Here is a 24,894-nt window from a genome sequence, read left to right as displayed (position 1 = left end):
TGAACCACCGGGCGAGCCCGGCTTCCTGCGGAATGCCCGAGGGCCGCCCGCACGCGCTATCGTGCCGACGTGACCTCCGGCGGCTCGACACGCGACCATGGCGATCCCGGGGACGCACCCACGGTGCCGCCCCCACTGACCCCACCGGTGAACGCGGTTCGCCCGTCGGCGGCCGAGGAAGCGCGCACCATCGCCGCGTCGACCAACACCGGCACGCTGGCCTCGCTGACGTCGGAGGGCGACCCGTGGGCCTCGTTCGTCACCTACGGCCTGCTCGGCGGCGCGCCGGTGCTGTGCGTGTCGAACCTCGCCGAGCACGGCCGCAACCTGGCCGGGGACCGGCGGGCCAGCATCGCGATCGTCGCGCCGAGCAGCGAGACCGACCCGCTGGCCAGCGGTCGCATCACGCTGGCCGGGCACGTCGCCGAACCCGAGGGGGCCGAACGCGCCGCCGCCCGCGAGGCGCACCTGTCGGCGGTGGCCGCCGCGAAGTACTACATCGACTACAGCGACTTCTCGCTGTGGGTGCTGCGGGTGGAACGCGTGCGCTGGGTCGGCGGTTACGGACGCATGGACTCGACCAGCGGCCGGGAGTACGCGGAGGCGCAGGCCGATCCCGTGACGCCGGTGTCGGCGGGCGCTGTCGCGCACCTCAACGACGACCACGCCGAATCGCTGGTGACGATGGCGAGAACCCTCGGCGGCTACCCCGATACCACCGCCGCCGTCTGCACGGGCGCCGACCGATACGGTCTGGATCTTCGGCTGACCACCGACCGGGGAATGGCCTACACCCGCATCGGGTACGCCGAGCCGATCGACTCCGTCGACGAATTGCGTTCGGCCGCAGTGGAGTTGGTGCGACGGGCACGCCAGGGCTGACTCGGGACGCGGCCGGGAGCCCCGGTGCAATACGATCGCCGGTATGACTGCTGAGCCCTCGTCTGCTGACCGACCGGACACCTGGCAGGCGGCATTCGACCTGATCCGCACGCGGGGCCACGAGCGTCGCGACGAACCGTTCCGGTTGGCCAGCGGCCAGCTCAGCCATGACTACATCGACGGCAAGTACGCCGTCGACACCGGTGAACGGCTGGCCGTCGTCAGCCGCGCGGTCGCTGACCTGGCCGCGGCCAACGGCATCGAGTTCGACGCGGTGGGCGGCCTCACGATGGGTGCCGATCCGCTGGCGCACGGTGTCGCGATGGTGACCGGCAAGGCCTGGTTCTCGGTGCGCAAGGAGCAGAAGTCGCGCGGGCGCGAGCAGTGGATCGAGGGCACCCGGCTGCAGCCCGGCACCAGGGTGCTGCTGGTCGACGACGTCATCAGCACCGGAGGGTCCACCGAGATCGCGCTGGATCGGGTGAAGGCGGTCGGTGCGGTGGCCACCGGGGTGATCCCGATGGTGGACCGTGGGGACATCGCCGCGCGGCGGTTCGCGCAGCACGGCGTGCCGTTCCACGCGTTGGTGACCTACCGCGACCTGGGCATCGAACCCGTCCACGACGTGTGAATCGGGCGCGTTGAGCGACGCGGAGACGGTCGGTTTACGCGCCGGATTCACTCAGCGACGACGAGGACGCCGCCCGGTTCGACGCCGACGGTCACCGGGTCGCCCGGTGCGAACGTCCGCGCGGCCGAGCCGGCCGTCTGGGCGCTGATCGTGGAGCCGTCGGCCACCGTCACGCTCACCCGCGAGATGGCCCCGAGGAACGACACCGCGACGACCCTCGCCGCGCCGGCCGGATCCGCGGTGACGGTGACGGCTTCCGGCCGCACCATCGCGATGCCGGCACCGGAGGCGACGGAACCGGGCAGTGCCGGCACCGTGACACCGAGCAGGGACGCGCGGCCGCCGGAAACCTGTGCGGGCACTTTGTTGTTCAGTCCCACGAAATCCGCGACGAACGGCGTGGCGGGGTTCGCGTAGACGTCGGCGGGAGCGGCGAGTTGGTCGAGTCTGCCCTGGCTCATCACCCCGACGCGGTCGGCGACGGCCAGCGCCTCCTCCTGGTCGTGGGTGACGAACAGCGTCGTCGTGCCCACCTCGAGCTGGACGCGCCGGATCTCGTCGCGCAGCTGTGTGCGGACTTTGGCGTCCAGCGCCGACAGCGGCTCGTCGAGAAGCAGCACCCGCGGCTGGATCGCCAACGCGCGGGCCAACGCCACCCGCTGCTGCTGACCGCCGGACAGCTCGGAGGCGTACTTGTCGCTGTGCGCCGCCAACCCGACGAGCTCCAGCATCTCGGCGGCACGAGATGAACGGTCGCCCTTGGCCTTTCCCCGCATCTTCAGGCCGAAGGCCACGTTGTCGAGCACAGTCAGGTGCGGGAACAGGCTGTAGGCCTGGAACACCATGCCCATGTCCCGCTTGTTGGCGGGCACCCTGCTGACATCGACGCCGCCGACCGACACCGTCCCCGAGGTCGCCTCGTCGAGGCCTGCGAGGATTCTCAGCGCGGTGGTCTTGCCGCACCCCGATGGCCCCAGCAGCGCCACCAGTTCCCCCGGCTCGATGTGCAGCGTGAGACCGTCGAGCGCTTTCGTGGTGCCGTACACGCGGGTGAGGTCGTCGAGTGCCACGGCCACGCCGGAAGTGTTGCGGCTCATACGGTTACTCCTGGCTTCAGAGTGCGGGCGCGCCGGCGCCCCCGGGTGACCAACGACAGGACCAGCAGCAACGCGAACCCGAACAGCAGGGTGGCCAGCGAGGCCGCCACCGACGTCGGGCCGTCGCTCTTGCCGATCAACACGATCTGGACCTGCAGGGTCTCGTAGCCGCTCAGCGAGGCGATGGTGTACTCGCCGAGCACCACCGCGATCGAGATGAACGCCGCCGACAGGATTCCCGACCAGATGTTGGGGACCACCACCCGCATGATCGTCGCGGTCCAGCCTGCCCCGAGCGAGCGGGCGGCTTCCGACAGCGTCTGCAGGTCGATGGCCGCCAGGGCCGCGTCGAGGGCGCGGTAGGCGAACGGCAGCACCACCACGACGTACACGAACGTCAGCGTCAGCGCGGAGTCACCCAGCAGGTAGGTCACCCACAGGTAGACGTTGCGCAGTCCGACGACGATCACCAGCGCCGGGATGGTCAGAGGCAGCAGGCAGAGAAACTCCACCAGGCCCCTGGCCCACGGGGCGCGCAACCGCACCCAGATCATCGTCGGCACCAGCAGCACCAGCATCGCCACGACGGTGCACACGGCGAGCAGCAGCGACACCACGATCGCCTGGTAGAGAGCCTGGTCGGTGACCAGGTTGGCCCACGCCTGCCCGGTGCGCCCGCCCGCGATGAGGTTGCGGGTGGAGAAGTCGGCCATGGCATACAGCGGAAAGAGGAAGAACAGGCCGAACACGACCCACAGTGCCCCGCGGACCACATTGGCGGCCCTCACGACAGCCACCTGGCGCTGCGCCGCACCAACAGGTTGTAGGCGAGCATCACCACGGCGACCACGACGATCATCTCCAGCGCCAGCGCGTAGGCGAAGCCCTCCTGCCCCAGCACCACCTCGCTGACCAGCGACGCGCGGATCAACAGCGGCAGGATCGGGCTTCCCTGGCTGACCAGCGCCGCGGCGGTGGCGTAGGCGGCGAACGCGTTGGCGAACAACAACAACGCCGACCCGAGGAACGCCGGGGTCAGCAGCGGGATCGCCACCTCGCGCCAGTAGGCCCACGTCGACGCGCCGAGGCTGACCGCCGCCTCGCGCCACTGCTCACGCAGCCCCTCGAGTGCCGGGATGAACACGATGACCATGAGCGGGATCTGGAAGTACGTGTAGACCAGGATCAGCCCGCTCAGGCTGTACAGCCAGCCCGAGGCTGCCAGGTTCCACCCGAACAGCTGCTGCATCCACAGCGTCAGCACCCCGTTGAGCCCCACGGTGGCCAGGAACGCGAAAGCCAGTGCGACGCCGCCGAACTGGGCGAGAACGCTGCACAGCGACAGGACCGCGCGGCGCACCATCGAGGTGGGCGGGCTGCTGACGATCAGCCAGGCGAGCACCGCCCCGAACACCGCCCCGAGGAGCGCGGTCGCGCCCGACAGCAGCACGCTGTCGGCCAGCGCCGACAGCGCCGTGCCGGTGAACAGCGCCGCGATCCGGTCCAGCGAGAAGACACCGTCGGCGTACACCGAGCTCACGATGACGGTGACCGTCGGGATGACCAGGAAGATGACGACGACGGTCAGGAACGGCAGCAGCGGCAGTGCCTCCCGGACCCTGCGCGCGGCCCCGGGCATGTCAGCCAATCGCAGCGGCCCAGTTGTCCGCGAGGTACTTCGAGGCGGCCTCGGTCTGCTCGGGCGTCGGCACGGTCACCGGTCCGTCGACGACCGGCATCGCGGCGGCGACGGCCTCCTCGAGCGTGCCGTCGGCGATCATGTTGTCGGCCCGCACGGGGCGTACCCCGCCCTGGGCGAACAGGTTCTGGCCCTCGTCGCTGTAGAGGAACTCCTGCCACAGCCGGGCGGCCGCGGGATGCGGCGCGTCCTTGTTGATCGCCTGGTAGTAGTAGCCGGCCACGGCGAAGTCCGGCGGCACCATGACCTGCCAGCTGGGCAGTTTCTTGGTCTCGCTGGCGTTGGTGTAGTTCCAGTCGATCACCACCGGCGTCTGCCCGGATTCGATGGTGGCCGGTGTCGGGTCGACCGGCAGGAAATTGCCCGCCTGCTTCAGCTTGCGGAAGAACTCGACGCCGGGGGCGATGTCGTCGACCGAACCGCCCTGGGACAGCGCGACCATCAGCACGCCGGAGAACGCCGCGCCCGCCTGGGTCGGGTCGCCGTTGAGCGCCACCTTGCCCTGGTATTCGGGCTTGAGGAGATCGTCCACGCTGGTGACCGGTGGCACCTTGGCGGAGTCGAAGCCGATCGACATGTAGCCGCCGTAGTCGTTGACCCAGGTGCCGTCGGCGTCCTTGAACGCGGCCGGGATGTCGTCGAAGGTCTCCACCTTGTACGGCGCGAACATCGCGGTGTTCGCCAGCGCCACGGACTGACCGAGGTCGAAGACGTCGGGTGCGCTGCCGCGGCCCTTCTGCTGGTTGGCCGCGTTGATCTCGTCCTGGCTGGACGCATCGGGCTGCGCCGAGTTGACCTTGATGCCGTACTTGTCCGCGAAGGCCTTGATGATCACCCCGTAGTTGGCCCAATCCGGGGGCAGCGCAATCACATTGAGCTCACCCTCACCCTTCGCGGCCTCGACGAGGCCCTCCATGCCGCCGAAATCCTGCGCGGAGGTGGCCTCGGCGGCCTTGACTCCCGAGGACGTCTCGGCGCCCGAGTCGTCCTTCTCGGGGGGTGCGCACGCCACCGCGGCCGTGACGAGCAGCGCGGACGCCGCACAGGTCAAGACTTTGGCGACTCTGGACAGCGGTGAGGTGTTCCGCGAAATGATCATGGCCGAACCTTCCGATGGGCAGGAGGCTGAGTGGTAGCCCGGTGGTTGCCGCGCCGCGACTCCACGGTGAACGAATTCAGCGAGCCGTTGGAACCATACCCTGGAGCAATGCCGAATTTCGATGCTGCGGCCGCATTCGCCGCCGCCCCCGTGGCCGTGTTGGGCACAACCGGAGGCGACGGTGCGCCGCATCTGGTGCCGGTGGTTTTCGCGGTGCCCGACGGTCGCAGCGACAGGCTCTACACCGCGGTCGACGCCAAGCCGAAGACGACCCGGCGGCTGCGCCGGTTGCGCAACATCGAGCGCAACCCGGTGGTGAGCGTTCTGGTCGAGCACTACGACGACGACTGGTCGAAGTTGTGGTGGGTGCGCGCCGACGGCGTCGCGGCCGTTCACCACGGCGGGGTGGAGATGGCCGCGGGCTACGCGCTGCTGCGGGCCAAGTACGCCCAATACGAGCGACTCGCGCTCGACGGCCCGGTCATCACCGTGGAGCTTGGTCACTGGGCGTCCTGGCACGGGGGTTGACCCGAACTCCGGCGTTGGGGTTGGACGGGCAAGGGCACTGGCGAGTGCAGGAGCTGCGGGATGCGCGGCGTCGGATCAAGCTGCTCGAGCAGGAGAACGAAGTCCTGCGACGGGCTGCTGCCGTACTTGTCACAGGCCAATCTGCCGGGAGAAGGCTCGACCCGCTCGCAAGGGGGCTCGCCCCGACGGGATCGCCGTGGCGGTGACGTGCCGGGTACTCACGCTCGCCGCAGCCGTATTACCGCTGGCGCGCGGACCCCATCACTTCAGTCTGCAGTTGTATCGCCCGAGTTGTTCGACGTCGTGTCGCTCGAGGTCGTGTCAGCGGTGTTCGACGTCGTGTCGCTCGAGGTCGTGTCAGCGGTGTTCGACGTCGTGTCGCTCGAGGTCGTGTCAGCGGTGTTCGACGTCGTCGTGGACTCGGTCGCCGTCTGGGCCTCGCCCTTCCGATGCTTTCCGATGTTGGGCGAATCGCCCTCTCTGTGGAAAAACTTCTTCCACACATGCCGGTTCTCCCGCTTCACCTCTGGTTTGAGCGCCTGCTCCCTGACGGTGTCGGTGGGGGAGGGCACCAGCTGCTGGGCTGACGGCTCCTCCACCGGCGAAGACGTCACCGTCGGCACCAGCGTCACCGGCGGCGGCGGCGTCACCGGCGGCGGCGGCGTTGCCGCTGCCGGTAGCGGAATGTTGACGATCCCGTCGCTCCACTTGTTCCTCTGGAAGACGCGGTTGCGCTTGTACGCCGAGTCGATGATCGGCTTCAGGAACGCGCTCAGCTTCGCCAATGCCACCGGATCACCACCAGCGTCCTTCCTCTGGAAGACGCGGTTGCGCTTGTACGCCGAGTCGATGATCGGCTTCAGGAACGCGCTCAGCTTCGCCAATGCCACCGGATCACCACCAGCGTCCAGCCTCGGATACAGCAGCGGCAGAATCGGATCGTCGTAGGGGANCACGATGTAGGTCACCGTGCCGCCATCCGCATTGGTCACCACCTTGTAGTGCACCGGATCGGTCGCGAAGTCGGTGTTGAACGCCGCGTCCACATGCNGCATGTCCCCACCTTCATAGGCGTTCAGCACCGCNAGGAGGTTGAACGGATTGTCAGGGAAGTCGGCGACCCCGTCGTATTCCGCCGACACCATGACCACGTCGTAGGGCGTGACCGGAAGGGTCGGACGATAGCTCACCAGCGCAACGGATTGTCAGGGAAGTCGGCGACCCCGTCGTATTCCGCCGACACCATGACCACGTCGTAGGGCGTGACCGGAAGGGTCGGACGATAGCTCACCAGCGNGTAGTACACCCGGCTCGGTGAGCCGTAGATNATCACGTTCATGTGATCGGGATCGGGGGGCGTCAACCCATCGGTGGTGTTCTCTCGATCGGCCTCCAAGCGCTTCAGCGCATAGATCACCGACGGCGCCCCCTTGGACACCCCGCCGATGGTCATCACGGTTCCGGCCGGCTGCGCGTAGACCGCGTTGTACAGGTTGCGCTTCAGCGCATAGATCACCGACGGCGCCCCCTTGGACACCCCGCCGATGGTCATCACGGTTCCGGCCGGCTGCGCGTAGACCGCGTTGTACAGGTTGGTNGAACCCACCGGAATGGATTCATCGAACTCAGCATCGCCTGGGAAGGGAACGCTGATCCTCTGGTCGTACGGGGCGAAGTACCCGCCGAACGCCGTCGACATTTGCTCTTCGGTGAGCACGGCGTAGCTGCCCTGCCCCCCGACCAGCAATCCGGTAACCCCGTTGGTACACGCGAAGTACCCGCCGAACGCCGTCGACATTTGCTCTTCGGTGAGCACGGCGTAGCTGCCCTGCCCCCCGACCAGCAATCCGGTAACCCCGTTGGTACACGACGTGCAGTCCCCAACTGGATCAGCGGCAAACGCCGGCCCAGCGAAGACGAGTGCGCCCGTCGAGCAGGCGGCAAACATGAGTCGTGCCGATTGCCTACCCATAGGCATAATCATCACCTTCGTAACTCCTGTAGGTCCTCGTCCCGAGCCGTTTCCCATGCTGCTCCCACCAGTGAAGTCATCAACAGGGACGTTGGACCCCAAGTCGGAGGTCATCCTGCTCTGATGGCATCGGCTAGCGGCGAGCCGCATCAAGCGGCATTTTCAGCAAGCCGAACCCACAGCGCCGAGGTCGAAACGAGGCAATTTGGCAACGATCTGGTCAGGGGTCTGCTGTGTGCGGCGCCGGCATCTTGGACCGTACGAAGGGCATGCCGGCGGTCAGTCAGTCGGGACAGGTGAATCCACTTGGATCAGGCGTTCGGTTCGCCTGAATCGCGTAGCGGCGTTCGGTCTCCTGATCGACACCCCGTCGTCGACGCGAATGGCGCGCTCCCCGAGGCGTTCCGCGTCGCGGTCTACGACGCGGACCTCGAGGGGCGCACGGACGGCGAGATCGCCGCGATGACGGAGGTCCCGATCGGCACCGTGATGTCCCGGGTGTTCCGGGGCCGCAGGCAGCTGCGCCGCGCGCTGTCCACCGTCGCCAGGGACCGGGGCTATTCGCTGCGCGAAGCCGCCTGACCCACCGGGCTGGGGGTCACCGCGGCCCCGATCTGCTCCTCGTAGGCGCCTTCGTCGCGGCCCAGCGCGATGGTGCCCGCCGCCATCACCAGCGTGGCGATGGCGATCGCGACGGCGTCCCACCGCCCCACGTCCAGGTGCTCGCCGAGGACGACCGCGCCGAGAAGCACCGCGATCACCGGCTCGAGCACCAACATGGTGGGCACCGAGGTCTGCAGCGAGCCCGCGTGGAACGCCGACTGTTGCAGCAGCATCGCCACCACACCCAGCACCACCATCAGGTACAGCACGGGGGTCATCAGCACCGCGGTCAGGCCCTCGTGGGTCAGCAGGTGCATGACGAGCTTGGTGAGCACCGCGACGACTCCGAACAGCACCCCCACTGCGACGGCCAGCAGCACTGCGCGGCCCCACCCGAGCACCCGGGTCGCGACGATCACGCACGCCGACACCGCGGCCGTGCACACCACCGCGACGACGGCCGAGGTGGTCAGCGACGCCTCGTAGTCGCCCGGGCGCGCCTTGGCCAGCACCACGAACACCGCCAGTGACAGGGTCAGCAGCACGGCCCACCCCCATTCACCGCGGGTCACCCGCCGGTGGGCGAGCCGGGCACTGAGCGGCAGCGCGAACAGCAGCGCCGAGACCAGAATGGGCTGCACCAGCAGCAGCGATCCGTTCGCCAGCGCAAGGGCCTGGAACACGAAGCCGGCCAACGCGGACCCGGTGCCTGCCCACCACAGCGGTCTGCGGACCAGCGTCCGGAACATCACGGGGCTGACCCCGTACTCAGCGGGTACGTCGAGGGTGGCGCGCTGGCGCACCACGATGCCGACGGCCAGGAAGACCGCGGCGAGCAGCGCCAGCAGCACCGTCAGACCATGGTCGATCACCGGACTAGGACAACACACTCACCGGCGATGCGCCCATTCGGCCTGGTCTCGCGATTCCGTCGATCTTGTTTCAGCTCTCGGGAACTGGGCATTCCCGTGATCATGAATCTGCGACGGTTGATCATGCTCGCCGGTGTGGCGGTCCTGTTGGTGGGTGTCATCGGGCTACTGATGCCGGTCTCGGTGCCGGGGCCCGATGCCAGCATCGGGTGCGGCAACGGCATCGCCGCCGACCTGTCGGAGGCCCGCGAAGCCGACAGCGGGAACCTGGCCAACCTTCCGGTGCTCAACGAGATCGTGCCGCACACCGATTACGTCGCCGAGTGTGAGTCCGCGCTGTCGTCGCGGCGCACGTGGGCGATCCCGGTCGCGGTCGTGGGGCTGGTGCTGCTCGCCGGATCGTTCTTCGTCGGCGGCAGGTCCGGCCGGGTCTCGACCTGACCGGTCAGCTCGCCTCGCGCCCGACGACCCGAAGGTGCGGCCGTGACGGGGCGTCGGTCGGCGCGGTCTCGCAGTCGGCCCCGATCTTGTCGTTGACCCCTGCCACCACGGAATCGACCCGGTTCACGGCGCGGTCACACATCCCGCGCACGCGGTCGCCTGCGGTGTCAACCACGGTGTCGACGTCGTCGGCCGCGCTGCGCAGGTAGGCGCGCAGGTTGACCCGTAACCGCTCTCCCGCGATGCGCAGCCTGCGCCGCACCCGATCGTCGACCTCGACGGTGACGTAGGGCAGTACCTGAACCTTCATCTCCGGGGCTCTCCTTGCCTCCCGTTCGAGCTGACCTCTGCGGATCACCCTAGTCGCGTCTCGACCCCGGCCCCCACCTGTTGCAGCGGCCTTCCCGCCGACTCGCGAAGGGTCAGCACCGCCGCCAGTGAGATGACCGCGGCGGTCACCAGGTAGTACGCGGGCGCGATCGCGTTGCCGGTGTTGGCGGTCAACCAGGTGACCACGTACGGCGTCGTGCCCCCGAACAACGCCACGCACACGTTGTAGCCGATGGAGAAGCCGCTGAACCGGACGCGGGTGGCGAACATCTCGACGCCGGCCGACACCGCGGCCGAGATGTACACCGATTCGATGGCGGCCAGCAGGCAGTGCGCCACGATCGCGGCGACGAGTGAGCCGGTGTTCAGCAGCAGGAACAGCAGATAGCCCAGCACCGCGAAAGCGACGGCGCCGCCGATCAGCATCGGCCTTCGCCCGACCCGGTCCGACAGCACCGCCAGCGGCAGGATCAGGATCAGCGCCACCAGGCAGGCCAGCGTGATCGACAGGAAGGCGTCGGTCTTCGAGAATTGCAGCGTCTTGATGAAATACGTTGGCAGGAAGGTGAATACGATGTAGTAGCCGATATTGAAGACGATGAACAGGCCGATTACCTGGATGACCTGCCGCCATGACGTCGAGACCGCCTCCCGCAGCGGTGAGTCCGAGGTCTGCTCGGCCTCGTCGAGCGCGGTGAAGTGCGGTGTGTCGGCCAGGCGCAGCCTGATGTAGAGGCCGACGAGGCCCAGCGGCGCCGCCATCAGGAACGGTATCCGCCAGCCGTAGCTCTCCATCGCCTCGGCGGGAAGCAGCGCCTGCAGCAGGGTGACCGTCACCGAACCGATCAGGAAGCCGAGCACCCCCGACCACGCCATGAACGTGATCGTCACGCCGCGGCGCGCATCGGTGGCGTACTCGGCGAGATAGACGGCCCCACCGCCGTACTCCCCTCCCGCGGAGAAGCCCTGCAGACAGCGGAACAACAACAGCAGCAGCGGGGCGGCCACGCCGATGGCGTCGTAGGTCGGAAGCAGGCCGATGCACAGCGTGGCGCCCGACATCAGCAGGATCACCAGGGCCAGCACCTTCTGGCGGCCGATGCGGTCTCCCAGGGGACCGAAGAAGAATCCGCCGAGGGGGCGCATGAAGAACGCCGCGGCGAAGATCGCGAACGTGTTCAGCAGTGCCGCGGTGTCGTTCCCGGCCGGGAAGAAATGGGCGGCGATGAAGGTCGCGAGGAACCCGTAGATGGCGAAGTCGAACCACTCCACCGCGTTGCCGATGGACGCACCGGTGATCGCTCTGCGGATGTCTGATTGCATGTCGCTTCTCCCGAAATTAAGCGGGCCGCTGAGTAATTCGCTTATCGCACGGTCGCGGGGACGGTGCCAGAGCAACATATCGCGGCGCGGGAGCGGGCCTACGCCGAGCCGTTCGTTTCCTTCAGTCGCTGTTTGGCGGACTTGACCGCGGCACCTGCTTCGCGGCCGGCCTGCTTGGCGGCCTCGTAGGCGTCCTCGGCGGCCGTCAACGCCTGCTCGGCGTCGGCCAGCCTGCGGCGGGCGTCCTGGGTGCGCAGCCGGGCGGCCGCCAGGTCGGCCTGGAGTTCGGTGAGTGCGGCGTCGGCCTCGGCCTTGGCGCGCTCGGCCGCGGCCACATCCGCCCGGGCCTGCTGCCTGAGACGATCACGGTCCGACGGGCGCTTGTCGGCGACAGGCGGCGCCACGGTCTGCCGTTTGCCGGGCTTGCCCTTCGTCGCCGTGGACACCGTTGCCGTGTAGCCGAATTCGCCGAATCCGGACCATTGTTCGGCCTTGGTCAGCCGGCCCAGCCGGGCTGCGACGTCGGGGTCGGCGATGGCGGCCTGCAGGGTCGCGACGACGTCGTCACGCAGGGCCGCCGATGGGTTCGCCAGGTCCGCGGCGCGGAAGGCGGCGCGAGTGAGTTCGTCGACGAGCTTGCGCTGTTCGGTGGTCAGCGCCCGGATCGTCTCGCCGTCCATCGCGGCGTGCGCCTCACGCAACCGCGACCCCAGATCGGTCAACCGCTCGGTGACCGTCCCGCCCCGCACCAGGGTGTTGACGACCCAGGCCGCCGTCGTGGGTTTGCGGCTGGCCGAGATCTGTTTGGCCGCTGCGGCATCGCCGCCACGCTTGGCCGCTGCGGCGAGCCGCGTGCGCAGCGCGGTGAAGTCCTGCGGGCGTGCGGCATAAAGCTCGTCAAGTGCGTCATCGAGCGCGAATTCCCCGTCGCCGGCCACGATGACCACTATCGCCGACAACTCGGTCAGCAGCGGCATAACCGGTGGTCTCGCCGCCCTCCGGTCGGTGACCTGCGCGACGCTGATCTACCCAGCTCTGTTCTGTGCAAGGCTTGGCCTCGTGCGCGACTGCCGCTGCCGCTGCCGCTGTGAGGTTCGGCCCGGCCGGACAACCGTTGCCGTGTCGGCGTCCCGATCGCGTTCGGGACCGGCGCGGTGAGCCGCGGCCTGCTGGCGGTGATCGATCTCGGATCCTTCACGCTGATCGGTGTCGGAATGGGTTTCGTGGTGCTCTGGGCAATCGACCGGAGCCGCGTTCACACACTGTGTTACGCGGGAATGATCGCGTTCGGCTTCGCCGCGAACGTGGCCCTGTCGCTCAACGCGGGCGTCGCGCTCACGTCATCGGTACATGGGATCCTGCTTCCGATCGGTTTCGTCCTGCTCGCCGAAGGTCTGCTACGCCGATCGGGTCAGCGACTCGGGCGCGTCGCCGCGATCTCGGTCGTCGTGGTACTGGCCGCGCTGGTGTGGTACTTCGCGTATGTGACCCCGCTTCTCGTCGGTCGCATCATCACCCAGAACCTGGGTATCGCCGTGTTGCTGATGTGGACGGCAGCCCGATTGCGGGCGAGCGCCCGGCCGCGCCTCACCGACCGGGTCACGCTGAGCGCCACGGCGTTGCTGTCTGCCGCTCTGCTGGCGAACGTGGTGCTGGCGGTGCTGTCGGAACTCCCCCGTGACCTCACCTCCGATGCCGACATCGACGCCATCGCCGGATCTCTCGCGGTGGTGGGCATCACCGTTGTGAGCGCGGTGGTCCTTCCGACGGCCGTGGTGGCCTTGTTGGCGGTGAGCGCCGTCGACCTCGTCGAAGACCTTCGATTCGAAAGGGACTGCGACCAACTCACCGGCCTGCTGAACCGACGGGGCTTCACCGAACGAGCGGGAACTGTCCTGCGTGACGCCACCTCGTGTGCGCTGATACTGGCCGATCTCGACTTCTTCAAGGAAGTAAACGACGGCCTCGGGCATGCCGGCGGAGACGTGGCGCTGGAATCCTTCGCCGAGGTGCTCCGAACTGCACCGGACATCGGCCAGGTGACCGCCCGCGTCGGCGGCGAGGAGTTCGCCGTCCTCGCGCCCGACGTCGGGGCTGCGGAGGCGGTTGCCTTCGCCGAGTCGATTCGCGCCCGACTCGCGGCGATGATCGTCTCCTACAACGGTGCCAGCGCGTCGCTCACGGCGAGCTTCGGCGTCGCGACAGCCAGGACACCGTTCTCGTTGCCCGACTTGATGGACGCGGCCGACAGCGCGCTGTACGACGCCAAGGCCAATGGCCGCGACTGCACCGCTGTTCGAGAACATCGGTGATCATCGGCTCAAACCCGAACGTCTGAGCGCCTCAGCGGTTCGCGGCCCGGCGGCTGCTGCGGCCGCGCCATCAGCGGCTCCCGCCTCTTCACCGCCACCGTCGTCGGCTCGTCGGTGTTGATCTCCAGGGGCTGACCCGCGTGGCGGAGGGTGAGCACCCCGTGCGGGCCGTCACGCAACGTGTAGGTGACCGTGTCGTGGTCGGCCTCGACCGTCACCCGAAAACCCCGCCAGCGCAACCGGAATCGCAACCGGGTGATGGCCGGGGGGAGGTGCGGGTCCAGCGCCAGCACGCCCTCGTCGTCGCGCAACCCGCCGAACCCACCGACGAGCGCCGTCCAGCTCCCGGCGAGCGACGCCAGGTGCAGGCCGTCGCCGGTGTTGCGGTGCAGGTCGCGCAGGTCGATCATCGCGGCCTCGTAGGTGTAGTCGTGGGCGAGCTCCAGATGACCCACCTCGGCACACATGACCGCCTGCGTGCAGGCGGACAACGACGAATCGCGCGTCATCCGCCGCTCGTAGTAGTCGACGTTGCGGGCCTTCTCCTCCGGGGTGAACGCGTGGCTCTGCCAGTGCATCGCCAGCACCAGGTCGGCCTGCTTGATGACCTGCGCGGGGTAGAGCCGCACATAGGGTTCGTGCAGCAGCAGCGGGTAGTGCGTGTTCGCGGTGAAGTCCCACTCGCGCAGCGTCGTGAACCCGTCGCACTGCGGATGCACCCCCAGCTCCTCGTCGTAGGGGATGCGCACCGCGTCGGCGGCGTCGCGCCAACACGCGGTCTCCTCGGTGTCCACCCCCATCTCCGCAGCGGCGTCGGGATGGCGGGTGCACGCGTCGGCCGCGATGCGCAGGTTCGCCGCGGCCATCATGTTCGTGAAGACGTTGTCGCGCACGATCGCGGTGTACTCGTCGGGCCCCGTCACCCCGTCGATGCGCCAGGCGCCGTGCCGGTCGTGATGCCCGAGCGACAGCCACATCCGGGCCGTCTCGACGAGCACCGCCAGACCGCACTCCTGTTCGAGGGAGTCGTCGCCGGTCACCACTCGGTACCGCTCGACGGCCATCGCGATGGTGGCGTTCACGTGGAAGGCGGCGGTGCCCGCGGGCCAGTACGCCGAGCACTCCTCGCCGTGGATGGTGCGCCACGGGAAGGCGGCGCCTGCCAGGTCGAGTTCACCTGCGCGGGCGCGTGCCATGTCCAGCGTCGACGCCCGCCATCGCAGCGCGTCGGCGGCGGCGCGGGGTGCGGTGTAGGTGAGCACCGGCAGCACGTAACCCTCGGTGTCCCAGAAGGCGTGGCCGTCATAGCCGGTGCCGGTGAGCCCCTTGCCCGCGATGGCGCGGCGCTCGGCGCGGGCGCTGGCCTGCAGGACGTGGAACAGCCCGAAGCGCACCGCCTGCTGGCAGTCGGGGTCGCCCTCGACCTCGACGTCGGCGCTGTCCCAGAAGTCGTCGAGGTACTCGCGCTGGGCGTCGAGCAGGCCCTGCCAGCCGCTGTAGCGCGCGCCGGCGATGGCGGCGGCTGCCTGGTCGCGCAGCGCGGGCCGGGACCTCAGGCTCGACCACCCGTAGGCCAGGTACTTCACGATGCGAAGCCGCTCACCGGCTTTCAGGCCGCACACCACGGTGGTCCGCGCCCAGTCGTCCCCGGCATCACCGCTGATGTCCGCCCGGCCGGGAGCCTCGACGACGTGGTCCATCGCCGCAGCGACCGTCAGCCCGGTCCCCCTGGTGCGGTGCATCAGCAGCGCGCCGCGTTCGCTCACCTCGTGCTGCACCGGCTCGAGCGGCTTCACCAGCACCGCCGCGACGCGGGGATCGCCCGACGGCGGTGGCTGGTCCTCGTTGGCGACGAGCTCGGACTGCAACGTGATGCGCACGGCGTCGACCGCTTCCACCTCGTACTCGATCGCGGCGAGTCCCCGCTGCGCCAGCGAGACCAGCCGGGTGGAGTGCACCCTGATGCGCTTGCCCGCAGGCGATCGCCACTCGGCGACGCGGGTGAGCGTGCCCGCGCGCATGTCGAGAGTCCTTTCGTGCGAGAGCAACTCGCCGTACCGGACGTCGAACGGTTCGTCCTCGACCAGCAGCCGGATCAGCTTGCCGTTGGTGACGTCGACGGTGGACTGCCCGTCCTCGGGGTAGCCGTACCCCGCCTCGGCGTACGGAAGCGGACGGACCTCGTAGAACCCGTTGAGGTAGGTGCCGGGGAGGCCGTACGGTTCGCCCTCGTCGAGGTTGCCCCGGAACCCGATGTGGCCGTTGGACAACGCGAACAGCGACTCGGTCTGCGGGAGCAGATCGAGTCGCAGCTGAGTCTCACGGATCTGCCACGGTTCGACGGGAAAAGCCTCGTCGGTGATCATCATGGCGACAGCAACTCCCCGAGGTCGGTGACGACGATGTCGGCACCGTTGTCCCGCAATGCTTCTGACTGACCCACGCGGTCGACGCCGACGACGATGCCGAAGTGGCCGGCCCGTCCCGCGGCCACGCCGGACAGGGCGTCCTCGAACACGGCCGCCTCGGCCGGCGCGACGCCGAGCAGGTGCGCGGCCCGCAGGAACGAGTCCGGGGCGGGCTTTCCCGCGATCTTCTCGGTGCGCAGCGTCACCCCGTCCACCCGCTCCTCGATGTAGATGTCCAGCCCGGTCAGCTCGAGGATCTCGCGGGTGTTCGCGCTCGACGACACCACCGCGCGCCGCAACCCGGCGTCGGTGGCCGCCTGCAGGTAGCGCCGGGAACCCTCGAACACGGTCACCCCGTCGGTGTGCAACTGGTGGCGGAACGTCTCGTTCTTGCGGGTGCCCAGGTCGGCCACCGTGGCGTCGTCGCCGGTGATGGCGCGGCTGCCGAGAAACGACCGGATCCCGTCGTCGCGCGGCTTTCCGTCGACGTAGGTCTCGTAGTCGGCGCCCGCGTCGAAGGGCACGAATGGCTCGCCGAGCTGCGCACTTCGGTCGCGCAGGTACTCGTCGAACATCTTCTTCCACGCCGTTCGGTGCACGCTGGCGGTGTCGGTGAGCACACCATCGAGGTCGAACAGGCACGCGCGTATCCGATCGGGCAGGCCGAGCATCACTCACTAATACCCCGAGGGGCTGGGAATGAAAGCCCGAACACCCATGGTTTGCTCCACATATGCGAATCGGCATGCGGATCGGCGTGGTGTTTCCCCAGACCGAACTCGGCGGCGATCCGGGTGCGGTGCGCGCGTACGGCGAGCGGGTCGAGGAACTCGGGTTCGCGCATGTGCTCGCCTACGACCACGTGGTCGGCGCCGATCCGGCCGTGCACCAGGGCTGGTCGGGACCGTACGACATCGACACCACGTTTCACGAGCCGTTGGTGATGTTCGGTTTCCTGGCCGCGGTCACGACGAGGCTGGAGCTGGTCACCGGGGTCATCATCCTTCCGCAGCGGCAGACGGTGCTGGTGGCCAAGCAGGCTGCCGAGGTCGACATGCTCAGCGGCGGGCGGCTGCGGTTCGGGATCGGGGTGGGCTGGAACGCCGTCGAGTACGAGGCGCTCGGCGAGCAGTTCACCAACCGCGGCAGGCGATCGGAGGAGCAGCTGGAGCTGCTGCGGCTGCTGTGGACGCAGCGTTCGGTCACGTTCGAGGGCCGGTATCACCGGGTGACCGGCGCCGGTATCGCGCCGCTGCCCGTGCAGCGCCCCATCCCGCTGTGGATCGGCGCCGCGGCGCCGCGCGGCTACGCCAGGGCCGGCCGGCTGGCCGATGGGTGGTTCCCGATGATGCAGCCGGGTCCCGCGCTCGCAGAAGCCAACTCCGTCGTCGACGCCGCGGCGCGCGAGGCCGGACGCGACCCGTCACAGATCGGGATGGAGGGCCGCGTCAACTGGCAGCGCGACCTCGACCGCGCCGTGGCCGACATCGCCGAATGGGCCGCCTCCGGCGCCACCCACGTGTCGGTGAACACGATGCGCGCCGGCCTGCGCACGGTCGACGACCATCTCGCGGTGCTCGAGTCGGTAGCCGTCGGCGCCGGGTTGAGTTAGCCGAGGTCAGCCGACGTACGTCGCCCACAGGTCGGCAGTGCGCCACCAGATGAGCGCGACGAACAGCGCCAGCACGGCGACGGTCGCGCCGGCCTGCACCAGGTTGCGCCGCGATCTCGGCGCGTACGCGTACGCGGCGGCGACCGCGGCGCCGGTGACGAGCCCACCGATGTGGCCCTGCCAGCTGATGTTCTGCGAGCTGATCAACGGGAAGATGAACGTGAACGCCAGGTTCAGCCCGATGATCAGCATCACCCCGCGGACATCCATGTTGAGTTTGCGGCCCACCACGAACATCGCGCCGAACAGGCCGAACACCGCGCCGGAGGCGCCTGCGGTGGCCGAGTTCAGCTCCGAGAGCAGATACACCAGGACGGAGCCGCCCAGAGCGCTGAGCAGGTACAACGCGATGAACCGCAGCCGGCCCAGCGCCAACTCCAGCGGCGCGCCCACGACGTAGAGCGCCCACATGTTGAACAGGATGTGCATCAGGCCGTAGTGCAGGAACGCCGACGTCAGCAGCCGGTACAGCTCGCCGTCGGCGACTGCGGGCGGCCACAGCACGAGGTCGCGTTCCAGGCTGACCGACGTCGACTGCAGCGCGAACATTAGCAGGTTGATGCCGATCAGCACGTAGGTGACGATCGGGGTGGTGGATCGCGTCTGCCGGGCCCCGAACTGCGTCGTGACCGGGCGCACAGTGCGGGCGGCCGCACCGACGCAGTCTGCGCACTGGTGCCCCACCGAGGCGCTGTGCATGCAGTCGGGGCAGATGAACCGGTTGCAGCGCGTGCAGCGGACGTAGGTCTGCCGATCGGGATGGCGATAGCAGGTCGGTGTCTGCGGCGGCGTGCCCGGCGGCTGGGGGTAGCTCATAGGGTCCCGAACAGTTCGATCCAGTTGCCGTCCGGGTCGGCGACGAACATCCAGCCCATCCCCGGCACCGGCGCGAACTCGGTGAGCGGTTCCACGACGTCGTACGCGGAGGCCTCGAACGCTTCGGCGACGGCGCGCAACCCGTTGACCCCGATGGTGAAGTACCGCAGACCTGCCTGCGCGCGGCCGCCTCCCGGCGCGGCCGGTGCCTGCGGCGGCGGGGTGTAGGTGACGAGCTTGAGCACGCTTCCCCCCAGCGAGTAGCGCCGTTGGGAGCCGCCGTCGAACTCGATGTCACCCTGTGGCTCGAGTTCGAGGAAATCCTCGTAGAACGCCACCATCGCGTCGAGATCGGTGGTGACGAGCCCTACCTCGATGCCCGGCATGAGCAGGTCCAGCTTCACGGCCACCACGCTAGCGCGCCGGCGGATCCGTCGCGGGGGCGTCCCCGACGATCGCCTCGCGGACATCGCGTGTTTTCCGCGGTGCGTTCGGTGCTCCCGACACCAATCGCCCACAACGATACAATCACCCATAACGATTGGGTCACGTCGCAGATCACGATCATTTAAGGGTTCCCGGCAAATTCTGAGAATTGGCACATTTGCGCGGCGGAAAGGCGGTCGAATTCGGCGTTGATCGTGATTACTGAGGCGAATGTCACCCCGTGTGGATGTAACGTTCTCCCACTTACGCTTTCGCGATCATGGGCCGGGTTTGGGCACTTCTGATCGCGGTTATCTTGGATTCGGGCGGGGATGCAAGACACCCATTCACAATGCGAAGGACCAAATCGATCATGAATTTCAGTGGTAGCACCATGCGCCGGAATGTGGCCGGCATCGGAGCGGCTTGTCTGTTCGGGGGCGTGGCCGCAGCAACGATGGCCGCGCCTGCGGCGATCGCGGCCCCGGCCGAGCAGTGCAGTGCCAGCGCGCTCTCCGGCACCGTCAGTTCGGTCACGGGTTCCGCGCGTCAGTATCTCGACACCCATCCCGGTGCCAATCAGGCCGTCACGGCGGCGATGAACCAGCCGCGGCCGGATGCCGAGGCCAACCTGCGTGGTTACTTCACCGCGAACAGCAGCGAGTACTACGAGCTGCGCGGCATCCTGGCACCGCTCGGTGACGTACAGCGCACCTGCAACGTGACCGTGCTTCCCGGTGAGCTGGCGTCGGCCTACGACCTGTTCATGGCCGGCTGACCGACCAGCGAAGACACGACGATCCCGCCGCCGCGGCCCAGCGCCGCGGCGGCGGGTTCTGTCTGCGGCCCGCGGCACTTAGACTGGCTTTCTATGAGGCCGACGAGAACAGCCGCGGTGGCCGCGGTTCTGCTGACAGCGTGGTGGGCGGCGCTCCCGACGGCCCACGCGCAGCCTGAGCCCGCACCACCGCCGCCGGGTCCCGCACCCGCAGAGGCGCCGGCGGCCCTCAAGACCACCATCGACGCCGACGGCTCCTACGCCGTCGGCACCGACATCGCGCCGGGCAGCTACCAGTCCGCGGGCCCGATCGACGACGGCGCCTGCTACTGGAAACGCACAGCCGGCGAGGAGATGGTCGACAACGCGCTCACCAAGAAGCCGGCATTCGTCCAGATCCTGCCGACCGACACCACCTTCACCACGACTTCCTGCCAGGCGTGGCAGCTCACCAACATGCCCCCGCCGCCCCAGCCCGGACCCGGCGATCTGCTGGGACAGCTGACCGGGATCATCGGTCGTGGCATGCTCTCAGGAGGTCCCCGCTGACCGACGGTGGCAGGATCGTCGCCTCCGGCGACGGTGGCAGGATCGTCGCCTCCGGCGACGGTGGCAGGATCCACGTCCCGGCCGACCTCAGCGCCGTCACCTCGACCGGCACCGAGGATCACACCGGTGTCGACCCCGCGGCCGTGGAACGGATCTGGCGGGCGGCCACGCACTGGTATCAGGCGGGCATGCAGCCGGCGATCCAGGTGTGCCTGCGCCGCGACGGCCGGGTGCTCCTCGACCGCGCCATCGGCCACGGCTGGGGCAACGGGCCCGGCGACCCGCCCGGCGCCGAGAAGATCGCGGTCACCACCGAGACGCCGTTCTGTGTCTACTCCGCCGCCAAGGCGATCACCACCACCGTCGTCCACATGCTCGTCGAGCGCGGGGCGTTCTCGCTCGACGACCGGGTGTGCGATTACCTGCCCGGCTACACCAGCCACGGCAAGGACCGCACGACCATCCGCCACGTGATGACCCACAGCGCGGGTGTGCCGTTCGCCACCGGGCCGAAGCCCGACCTCAAGCGGATGGACGACAGCGAATACGCACGCGATATGCTGGGCGCGATGAAACCCGTGTACCCGCCCGGGCGGGTGCACATGTACCACGGCGTGACGTGGGGACCGCTGATGCGCGAGATCATCTCGGCCGCGACGGGACGCAGCATCCGCGACATCCTGCACGAGGAGATCCTGGCGCCGCTGGGCTTCCGCTGGACCAATTACGGCGTTGCGCCGGAAGACGTTCCGCTGGTGGCGCCGAGTCATGTCACGGGCAAGCCGCTGCCCGCCCCGATCGCCAGGGCGTTCAAGGCCGCGGTGGGCGGCACCATGACCCAGATCATCCCGTTCTCGAACACCCGGCAGTTCCTCACCGGGGTCATCCCGTCGTCGAACACCGTCTCGAACGCCAACGAGCTCTCCCGGTTCGCCGAAATCCTCTGCCGCGGAGGTGAACTCGACGGGGTGCGGGTGTTGTCCGCCGAGACGCTGCGGGCCGCGACGACCGAGTCCCGACGGCTGCGCCCCGACATCGCGACCGGGCTGATGCCGATGCGGTGGGGCATCGGTTACATGCTGGGCTCCAAACGCTTCGGCCCGTTCGGCCGGGACGCCGCAGGGGCGTTCGGCCACACCGGGCTGACCGACATCGCGGTGTGGGCCGACCCCACGCGGGCGCTGTCGGTCGCGGTGGTCAGCAGCGGCAAGCCCGGCAGGCACCGGGAGGCCAACCGCTACCCGCAGCTGCTGGACCGCATCAACGCCGAGATCCCGCGCGCCGGCTAGTCCCCGCGCACCCCTCGGTAGATGCCCCATTTCACGACCCACGGCATCAGGACCCGCTCGAATGTCCACGCCGGGAACCGGAACGCTTTGCCGTTTGGGGGCGAACACCTCCAGCCCGTCGGGCTGGATGCCGAGCACCGAGCCCCAGCGCCGCCTGGGCGGACGGTAGGTCTTGAGCGCCTTCTTGCCTGCCAGGGCGGCACGCACGTTGTGGGCGATCAGCCCGTCGGCGCGGTTGCGCGCCGAACTGCGCAGCGCGTCGGTGGCGGCGACGTCACCCACCGCGAACACCTCGGGATGACCGAGCACCTGCAGTTCGGGTGTGACACGGACGAATCCGTCGTCGTCGAGCAGTTCGGCGGACAGCCAGCCGGTGTTGGGGCGCACCCGACCGATAGCCCACAGCACCGCGTCCGCGGACGCCGGCGGTTGTCCGGTGCTCCACCGCACCGGCTCGGCCGTCAACTCGTCGCCGGTGAATCCGGGTGCGAGCACGGCACGGTGGCCGGGATGCAACCCGACGCCGGCGTCGGTGAGCCTGCGCCGGACCGTCTCCCAGGTGCGGGGGTGATGGCCGACCAGCGCCCGGTCGCCGGGGTAGTAGAGGTCGACCCGGGTGTCAGGCCAGGTGGTCGCGATCTGCGCGGCGCTGCTGACGGCCGCGGCACCGCCGCCGACGACGATCACCGACCTCGCGGCGGCCAGGCGCTCGTGCGGAGACCGAAGGTCCGCGTCGATCTCGGTGGCCGATTGCAGGGTCGGTTGTCGCCAGAAGCCGTTGCTGACGCCGGTGGCGATGACCAGCACGTCATACGGAATCTCCGTCGTCGAACCGTCGGCCAGTCGCACCGCCACGGTCCGGGACGCGAGGTCCAGCCCGGTCAGGGTGCCGTGCACGGCGCGGACCCGGTCGAGGCCGCGGAACCGGCCGAACGGGATCCAGTTGTGGCGGGCCCAGTCGTCGGGCCGTGCCAGCCGCCAGCCGAGTTCCTGGCCGCTGACCAGTCCCGGCTTGGCCGAGATTCCGATGACGTCGGCGTGGCGGGCGAGCTTGATCGCGGTCAGCACGCCGGTGTCGCCCATCCCGGCGACGACGACCCTCTGCCGCGTCACGCGCGGACCTCGACGGTCAGCGAGCGGGCCTGGGTCACCGTCTGATCATGCACGGCGCCTACCGGCCGAGCCGCACGCGGAAGGTCTTCGGCCAGTTCTTGCCGGTGAGCAGGAACTCGCTGCCCTGGACGTGGGCTATGCCGTTGAGCACCTGTGCCGACTGGGGGATCCCGCGGGCCCGCAGCCCGGCCGCGTCGACGACGAGGTTGACGGCCCCGGTGCCGGGGTCGATGCGCGCTATGGTGTCGCTCGGCCACAGGTTGGCCCACACCTGCCCGTCGACGCACTCCAGTTCGTTGAGGCCGTTCAGCCCCCGCCCGTCGCGGGTGACGTCGACGCCGCCGGTCTCGGCGAAGTCGTCGGGGTCGTGGAACCGAAGCCGGCCGGTGCCGTCGCTGCGGATCAGGCGGGCCCCGTCGTAGCAGAGTCCCCAGCCCTCCCCGTCGAGCGGGACCTCACGGACGGGGGCCAGCGTCGCCGCGTCCCATTCGACCGCCACCCCGTCGCGGTAGGTGAGCTGCCAGATTCGCTCACCCACCACGGTGATGCCCTCGCCGAAGTAGTCGTTCGGTATCGCCGCCTCCCGGCGCGGCTGCCCGGTGGCCGGGTCGAGCTCCCGCAACTGTGAGGCTCCTGCCAGCCCGGTGCCCTCCCACAGAACCGAGCCGTCGAGCTCGAGTCCCTGGGTGAAGGACGCGGGGTCGTGCCCGAGTTCCTCCAGCACGACGGGCTCGATCACCGGCACGGCAGCGTCGCCCGGCCCGGCCTCGGCAGCGGGCGGGGCGGGCCATGCGATCGAGACGACGAGGGCGAATCCCGCGCACATCTGCAGCTTCGTCATACCGCCGTTCTACCGTGCGACGATGGCGGAATGAAAGCGGTCAGTTGTGTGCACAGCACCCTCGAAGTGGTCGACCTGCCCGATCCGCGGCCGGCCGACGGGCAGCTCGTGCTCGACGTGCTGCGCTGCGGCATCTGCGGGTCGGACCTGCACGCCAAGGATCACGCCGACGAACTGACCAAGGTGATGGCCGAAGGCGGCTACACCGGTTTCATGCGCAGCGACACCCCCGTGGTGATGGGGCACGAGTTCTGCGGGGTGATCGCGGAGCGGGGCCGCAAGGTCGGCAAGGAGTTCACCCCGGGCAAGACGGTGGTGTCCTTCCCGATGGTGCGCGCGCAGGGTGGGGTGCACCTCACGGGTCTGTCCCCGATGGCGCCCGGCGGCTACGCCGAGCAGGTGCTGACCGAGGCGGCGATGACGTTCGTCGTGCCGAACGGCCTCGATCCCGCGACCGCCGCGCTCACCGAGCCGATGGCGGTGGCCTATCACGCGATCCGGCGCAGCGAGATCGGCCGCAAGGACGTCGCGATCGTGCTCGGCTGCGGGCCGGTGGGCCTCGCGGTCATCTGCCACCTGAAGGCCCGCGGCATCGCCACCATCGTGGCGAGCGACTTCTCCCCGGGACGGCGGGCGCTGGCTTCACGGTGTGGCGCCGACATCGTCGTCGATCCTGCGGTCGACTCCCCCTACGAGGCGGTGCCCGCCAAGCAGCGGGGCATGACCGAGCTGCCCGAACTCCTCGAGCTCGGTGTCGGGTCCATGGAGAAGCTGCGACGGCTGCCGGGATGGTCACACGTCTACCGGGCGGTGGACCGCCTGGGCGCCACCGCACCCAAGCGGCCCGTGATCTTCGAATGCGTGGGTGTGCCGGGAATGATCGACGGTGTCATCGGCGCGGCACCTCTGGCGTCGCGGATCATCGTCGTCGGGGTATGCATGGGCGAGGACAAGCTGCGGCCCGCGATGGCGATCGGCAAGGAGATCGACATCCGGTTCGTATTCGGTTACACCCCTTTGGAATTCCGCGACACGCTGTACATGCTCGCCGACGGCACGCTCGACGCGTCGGCGCTGGTGACCGGGACGGTCGGCCTCGACGGGGTCGCGACGGCGTTCGAGGCGCTCGGTGATCCGGAGAGGCACGCCAAGATCATGATCGACCCCGCGAGTCACGCGACCACACCGTAGCCTCGGTTCACGGCGAGCACCG

26 protein-coding genes and 1 pseudogene are annotated in these 24,894 nt (G+C 69.0%); 11 read left to right on the top strand and 16 right to left on the bottom strand.

Features of this window, described 5'->3' with window-relative positions; genetic code table 11:
• Positions 1-69: 69 nt before the first annotated feature.
• Both H7I57_RS22155 and H7I57_RS22150 read left to right on the top strand, forming a co-directional pair.
• Positions 70-882 (top strand): HugZ family pyridoxamine 5'-phosphate oxidase, encoded by an 813-nt coding sequence (locus H7I57_RS22155; RefSeq protein ID WP_264026073.1) that lies wholly within the window; start codon positions 70-72, stop codon positions 880-882.
• A gap of 43 nt (positions 883-925) precedes the next feature.
• Positions 926-1,513 carry an orotate phosphoribosyltransferase gene (locus H7I57_RS22150; protein ID WP_264026072.1) on the top strand — a complete coding sequence of 196 codons (588 nt, stop codon included), beginning with the start codon at positions 926-928 and terminating at the stop codon, positions 1,511-1,513.
• 47 nt (positions 1,514-1,560) lie between these two features.
• On the opposite strand, the gene H7I57_RS22145 is transcribed toward H7I57_RS22150, so the two are convergent.
• From H7I57_RS22145 to H7I57_RS22130, 4 genes are all read right to left on the bottom strand, one after another.
• On the bottom strand, positions 1,561-2,610 hold the full coding sequence (locus tag H7I57_RS22145; RefSeq protein WP_264026071.1) for an ABC transporter ATP-binding protein: 1,050 nt from the start codon (positions 2,608-2,610) through the stop codon (positions 1,561-1,563).
• Positions 2,607-3,323, bottom strand: coding sequence for an ABC transporter permease (locus tag H7I57_RS22140; RefSeq protein WP_264026166.1), 717 nt, complete (start codon positions 3,321-3,323; stop codon positions 2,607-2,609). The genes H7I57_RS22145 and H7I57_RS22140 overlap by 4 nt, the downstream gene beginning before the upstream one ends.
• 71 nt (positions 3,324-3,394) lie before the next feature.
• Positions 3,395-4,249 carry an ABC transporter permease gene (locus H7I57_RS22135; RefSeq protein ID WP_264026070.1) on the bottom strand — a complete coding sequence of 285 codons (855 nt, stop codon included), beginning with the start codon at positions 4,247-4,249 and terminating at the stop codon, positions 3,395-3,397.
• 1 nt (position 4,250) lies between these two features.
• Positions 4,251-5,408, bottom strand: coding sequence for an ABC transporter substrate-binding protein (locus H7I57_RS22130; RefSeq protein ID WP_264026068.1), 1,158 nt, complete (start codon positions 5,406-5,408; stop codon positions 4,251-4,253).
• 108 nt (positions 5,409-5,516) lie between these two features.
• On the opposite strand from H7I57_RS22130, the gene H7I57_RS22125 reads away from it, so the two are divergent.
• Positions 5,517-5,936, top strand: coding sequence for a TIGR03668 family PPOX class F420-dependent oxidoreductase (locus tag H7I57_RS22125; protein ID WP_264026067.1), 420 nt, complete (start codon positions 5,517-5,519; stop codon positions 5,934-5,936).
• Between the two features lie 266 nt (positions 5,937-6,202).
• Here H7I57_RS22125 and H7I57_RS22120 read toward each other — a convergent pair whose 3' ends face one another.
• Together H7I57_RS22120 and H7I57_RS22115 are read right to left on the bottom strand one after the other, a co-directional pair.
• On the bottom strand, positions 6,203-7,081 hold the full coding sequence (locus H7I57_RS22120; RefSeq protein ID WP_275081566.1) for a PE-PPE domain-containing protein: 879 nt from the start codon (positions 7,079-7,081) through the stop codon (positions 6,203-6,205).
• A gap of 41 nt (positions 7,082-7,122) precedes the next feature.
• Entirely contained in the window at positions 7,123-7,635 is a 513-nt protein-coding gene (locus H7I57_RS22115) for a PE-PPE domain-containing protein (RefSeq protein ID WP_443678340.1), read from the bottom strand.
• A 579-nt stretch (positions 7,636-8,214) separates the two neighbouring features.
• On the opposite strand from H7I57_RS22115, the gene H7I57_RS22110 reads away from it, so the two are divergent.
• Positions 8,215-8,490, top strand: coding sequence for a sigma factor-like helix-turn-helix DNA-binding protein (locus H7I57_RS22110; RefSeq protein WP_372510326.1), 276 nt, complete (start codon positions 8,215-8,217; stop codon positions 8,488-8,490).
• On the opposite strand, the gene H7I57_RS22105 is transcribed toward H7I57_RS22110, so the two are convergent.
• Complete coding sequence (locus H7I57_RS22105; RefSeq protein WP_264026062.1) at positions 8,466-9,383, bottom strand: DMT family transporter; 918 nt, start codon at positions 9,381-9,383, stop codon at positions 8,466-8,468. The two genes, H7I57_RS22110 and H7I57_RS22105, sit on opposite strands and share 25 nt — an antisense overlap.
• Positions 9,384-9,485: 102 nt before the next feature.
• Between H7I57_RS22105 and H7I57_RS22100 the strand changes: the two genes are divergently transcribed.
• Positions 9,486-9,824: an aminopeptidase gene (locus H7I57_RS22100; RefSeq protein ID WP_264026060.1), complete on the top strand. Its 339-nt coding sequence runs from the start codon at positions 9,486-9,488 to the stop codon at positions 9,822-9,824.
• A 4-nt stretch (positions 9,825-9,828) separates the two neighbouring features.
• On the opposite strand, the gene H7I57_RS22095 is transcribed toward H7I57_RS22100, so the two are convergent.
• The 3 genes from H7I57_RS22095 to H7I57_RS22085 form a co-directional block, all read right to left on the bottom strand.
• Positions 9,829-10,134, bottom strand: coding sequence for a hypothetical protein (locus H7I57_RS22095; RefSeq protein ID WP_264026059.1), 306 nt, complete (start codon positions 10,132-10,134; stop codon positions 9,829-9,831).
• Between the two features lie 44 nt (positions 10,135-10,178).
• Positions 10,179-11,477, bottom strand: a complete 1,299-nt coding sequence (locus tag H7I57_RS22090) for an MFS transporter (RefSeq protein ID WP_264026058.1) — start codon at positions 11,475-11,477, stop codon at positions 10,179-10,181.
• A 98-nt stretch (positions 11,478-11,575) separates the two neighbouring features.
• On the bottom strand, positions 11,576-12,454 hold the full coding sequence (locus H7I57_RS22085; RefSeq protein WP_264026057.1) for a hypothetical protein: 879 nt from the start codon (positions 12,452-12,454) through the stop codon (positions 11,576-11,578).
• Positions 12,455-12,631: 177 nt separating this feature from the next.
• Between H7I57_RS22085 and H7I57_RS22080 the strand changes: the two genes are divergently transcribed.
• Positions 12,632-13,789, top strand: a complete 1,158-nt coding sequence (locus tag H7I57_RS22080; RefSeq protein ID WP_264026055.1) for a GGDEF domain-containing protein — start codon at positions 12,632-12,634, stop codon at positions 13,787-13,789.
• 8 nt (positions 13,790-13,797) lie between these two features.
• On the opposite strand, the gene H7I57_RS22075 is transcribed toward H7I57_RS22080, so the two are convergent.
• Positions 13,798-16,155, bottom strand: coding sequence for a glycoside hydrolase family 65 protein (locus tag H7I57_RS22075; RefSeq protein WP_264026165.1), 2,358 nt, complete (start codon positions 16,153-16,155; stop codon positions 13,798-13,800).
• Positions 16,155-16,868 (bottom strand): beta-phosphoglucomutase family hydrolase, encoded by a 714-nt coding sequence (locus H7I57_RS22070; RefSeq protein ID WP_264026054.1) that lies wholly within the window; start codon positions 16,866-16,868, stop codon positions 16,155-16,157. Before H7I57_RS22070 ends, H7I57_RS22075 begins: the two co-directional genes overlap by 1 nt.
• Before the next feature lie 74 nt (positions 16,869-16,942).
• Here H7I57_RS22070 and H7I57_RS22065 point away from each other — a divergent pair, with 74 nt between their 5' ends.
• On the top strand, positions 16,943-17,809 hold the full coding sequence (locus H7I57_RS22065) for an LLM class F420-dependent oxidoreductase (RefSeq protein ID WP_264026164.1): 867 nt from the start codon (positions 16,943-16,945) through the stop codon (positions 17,807-17,809).
• Between the two features lie 6 nt (positions 17,810-17,815).
• On the opposite strand, the gene H7I57_RS22060 is transcribed toward H7I57_RS22065, so the two are convergent.
• The gene (locus H7I57_RS22060; RefSeq protein ID WP_264026053.1) at positions 17,816-18,685 is read right to left on the bottom strand and encodes a rhomboid family intramembrane serine protease; all 870 of its coding nucleotides are present in this window, start codon (positions 18,683-18,685) and stop codon (positions 17,816-17,818) included.
• A complete protein-coding gene (locus tag H7I57_RS22055; protein ID WP_264026052.1) occupies positions 18,682-19,095 on the bottom strand; it encodes a VOC family protein in 414 nt (137 codons plus the stop codon). Before H7I57_RS22055 ends, H7I57_RS22060 begins: the two co-directional genes overlap by 4 nt.
• 389 nt (positions 19,096-19,484) lie before the next feature.
• Here H7I57_RS22055 and H7I57_RS22050 point away from each other — a divergent pair, with 389 nt between their 5' ends.
• The 3 genes from H7I57_RS22050 (at position 19,485) to lipE (ending at position 21,727) form a co-directional block, all read left to right on the top strand.
• On the top strand, positions 19,485-19,889 hold the full coding sequence (locus H7I57_RS22050; RefSeq protein ID WP_264026051.1) for a heme-binding protein: 405 nt from the start codon (positions 19,485-19,487) through the stop codon (positions 19,887-19,889).
• A 93-nt stretch (positions 19,890-19,982) separates the two neighbouring features.
• Complete coding sequence (locus tag H7I57_RS22045) at positions 19,983-20,438, top strand: Rv1352/Rv1906c domain-containing protein (RefSeq protein ID WP_264026050.1); 456 nt, start codon at positions 19,983-19,985, stop codon at positions 20,436-20,438.
• A gap of 41 nt (positions 20,439-20,479) precedes the next feature.
• Positions 20,480-21,727, top strand: a complete 1,248-nt coding sequence (gene lipE, locus H7I57_RS22040) for a lipase LipE (RefSeq protein WP_264026163.1) — start codon at positions 20,480-20,482, stop codon at positions 21,725-21,727.
• Here the strand turns inward: lipE and H7I57_RS22035 are convergent.
• A pseudogene (locus H7I57_RS22035) lies at positions 21,724-22,840 on the bottom strand (FAD-dependent oxidoreductase). The gene lipE and the pseudogene H7I57_RS22035 sit on opposite strands and share 4 nt — an antisense overlap.
• A 58-nt stretch (positions 22,841-22,898) precedes the next feature.
• Positions 22,899-23,681, bottom strand: a complete 783-nt coding sequence (locus H7I57_RS22030; protein ID WP_264026049.1) for a glutaminyl-peptide cyclotransferase — start codon at positions 23,679-23,681, stop codon at positions 22,899-22,901.
• 30 nt (positions 23,682-23,711) lie between these two features.
• On the opposite strand from H7I57_RS22030, the gene H7I57_RS22025 reads away from it, so the two are divergent.
• Complete coding sequence (locus H7I57_RS22025; protein WP_264026047.1) at positions 23,712-24,872, top strand: zinc-binding dehydrogenase; 1,161 nt, start codon at positions 23,712-23,714, stop codon at positions 24,870-24,872.
• Positions 24,873-24,894: the final 22 nt, after the last annotated feature.

Source organism: Mycolicibacterium pyrenivorans (assembly GCF_025821625.1).
GTDB classification, from domain to species: Bacteria; Actinomycetota; Actinomycetes; order Mycobacteriales; family Mycobacteriaceae; genus Mycobacterium; species Mycobacterium pyrenivorans.
The sequence above is the reverse complement of the archived record's forward strand: the minus strand, read 5'-3'. Positions and strand labels throughout refer to the sequence as shown.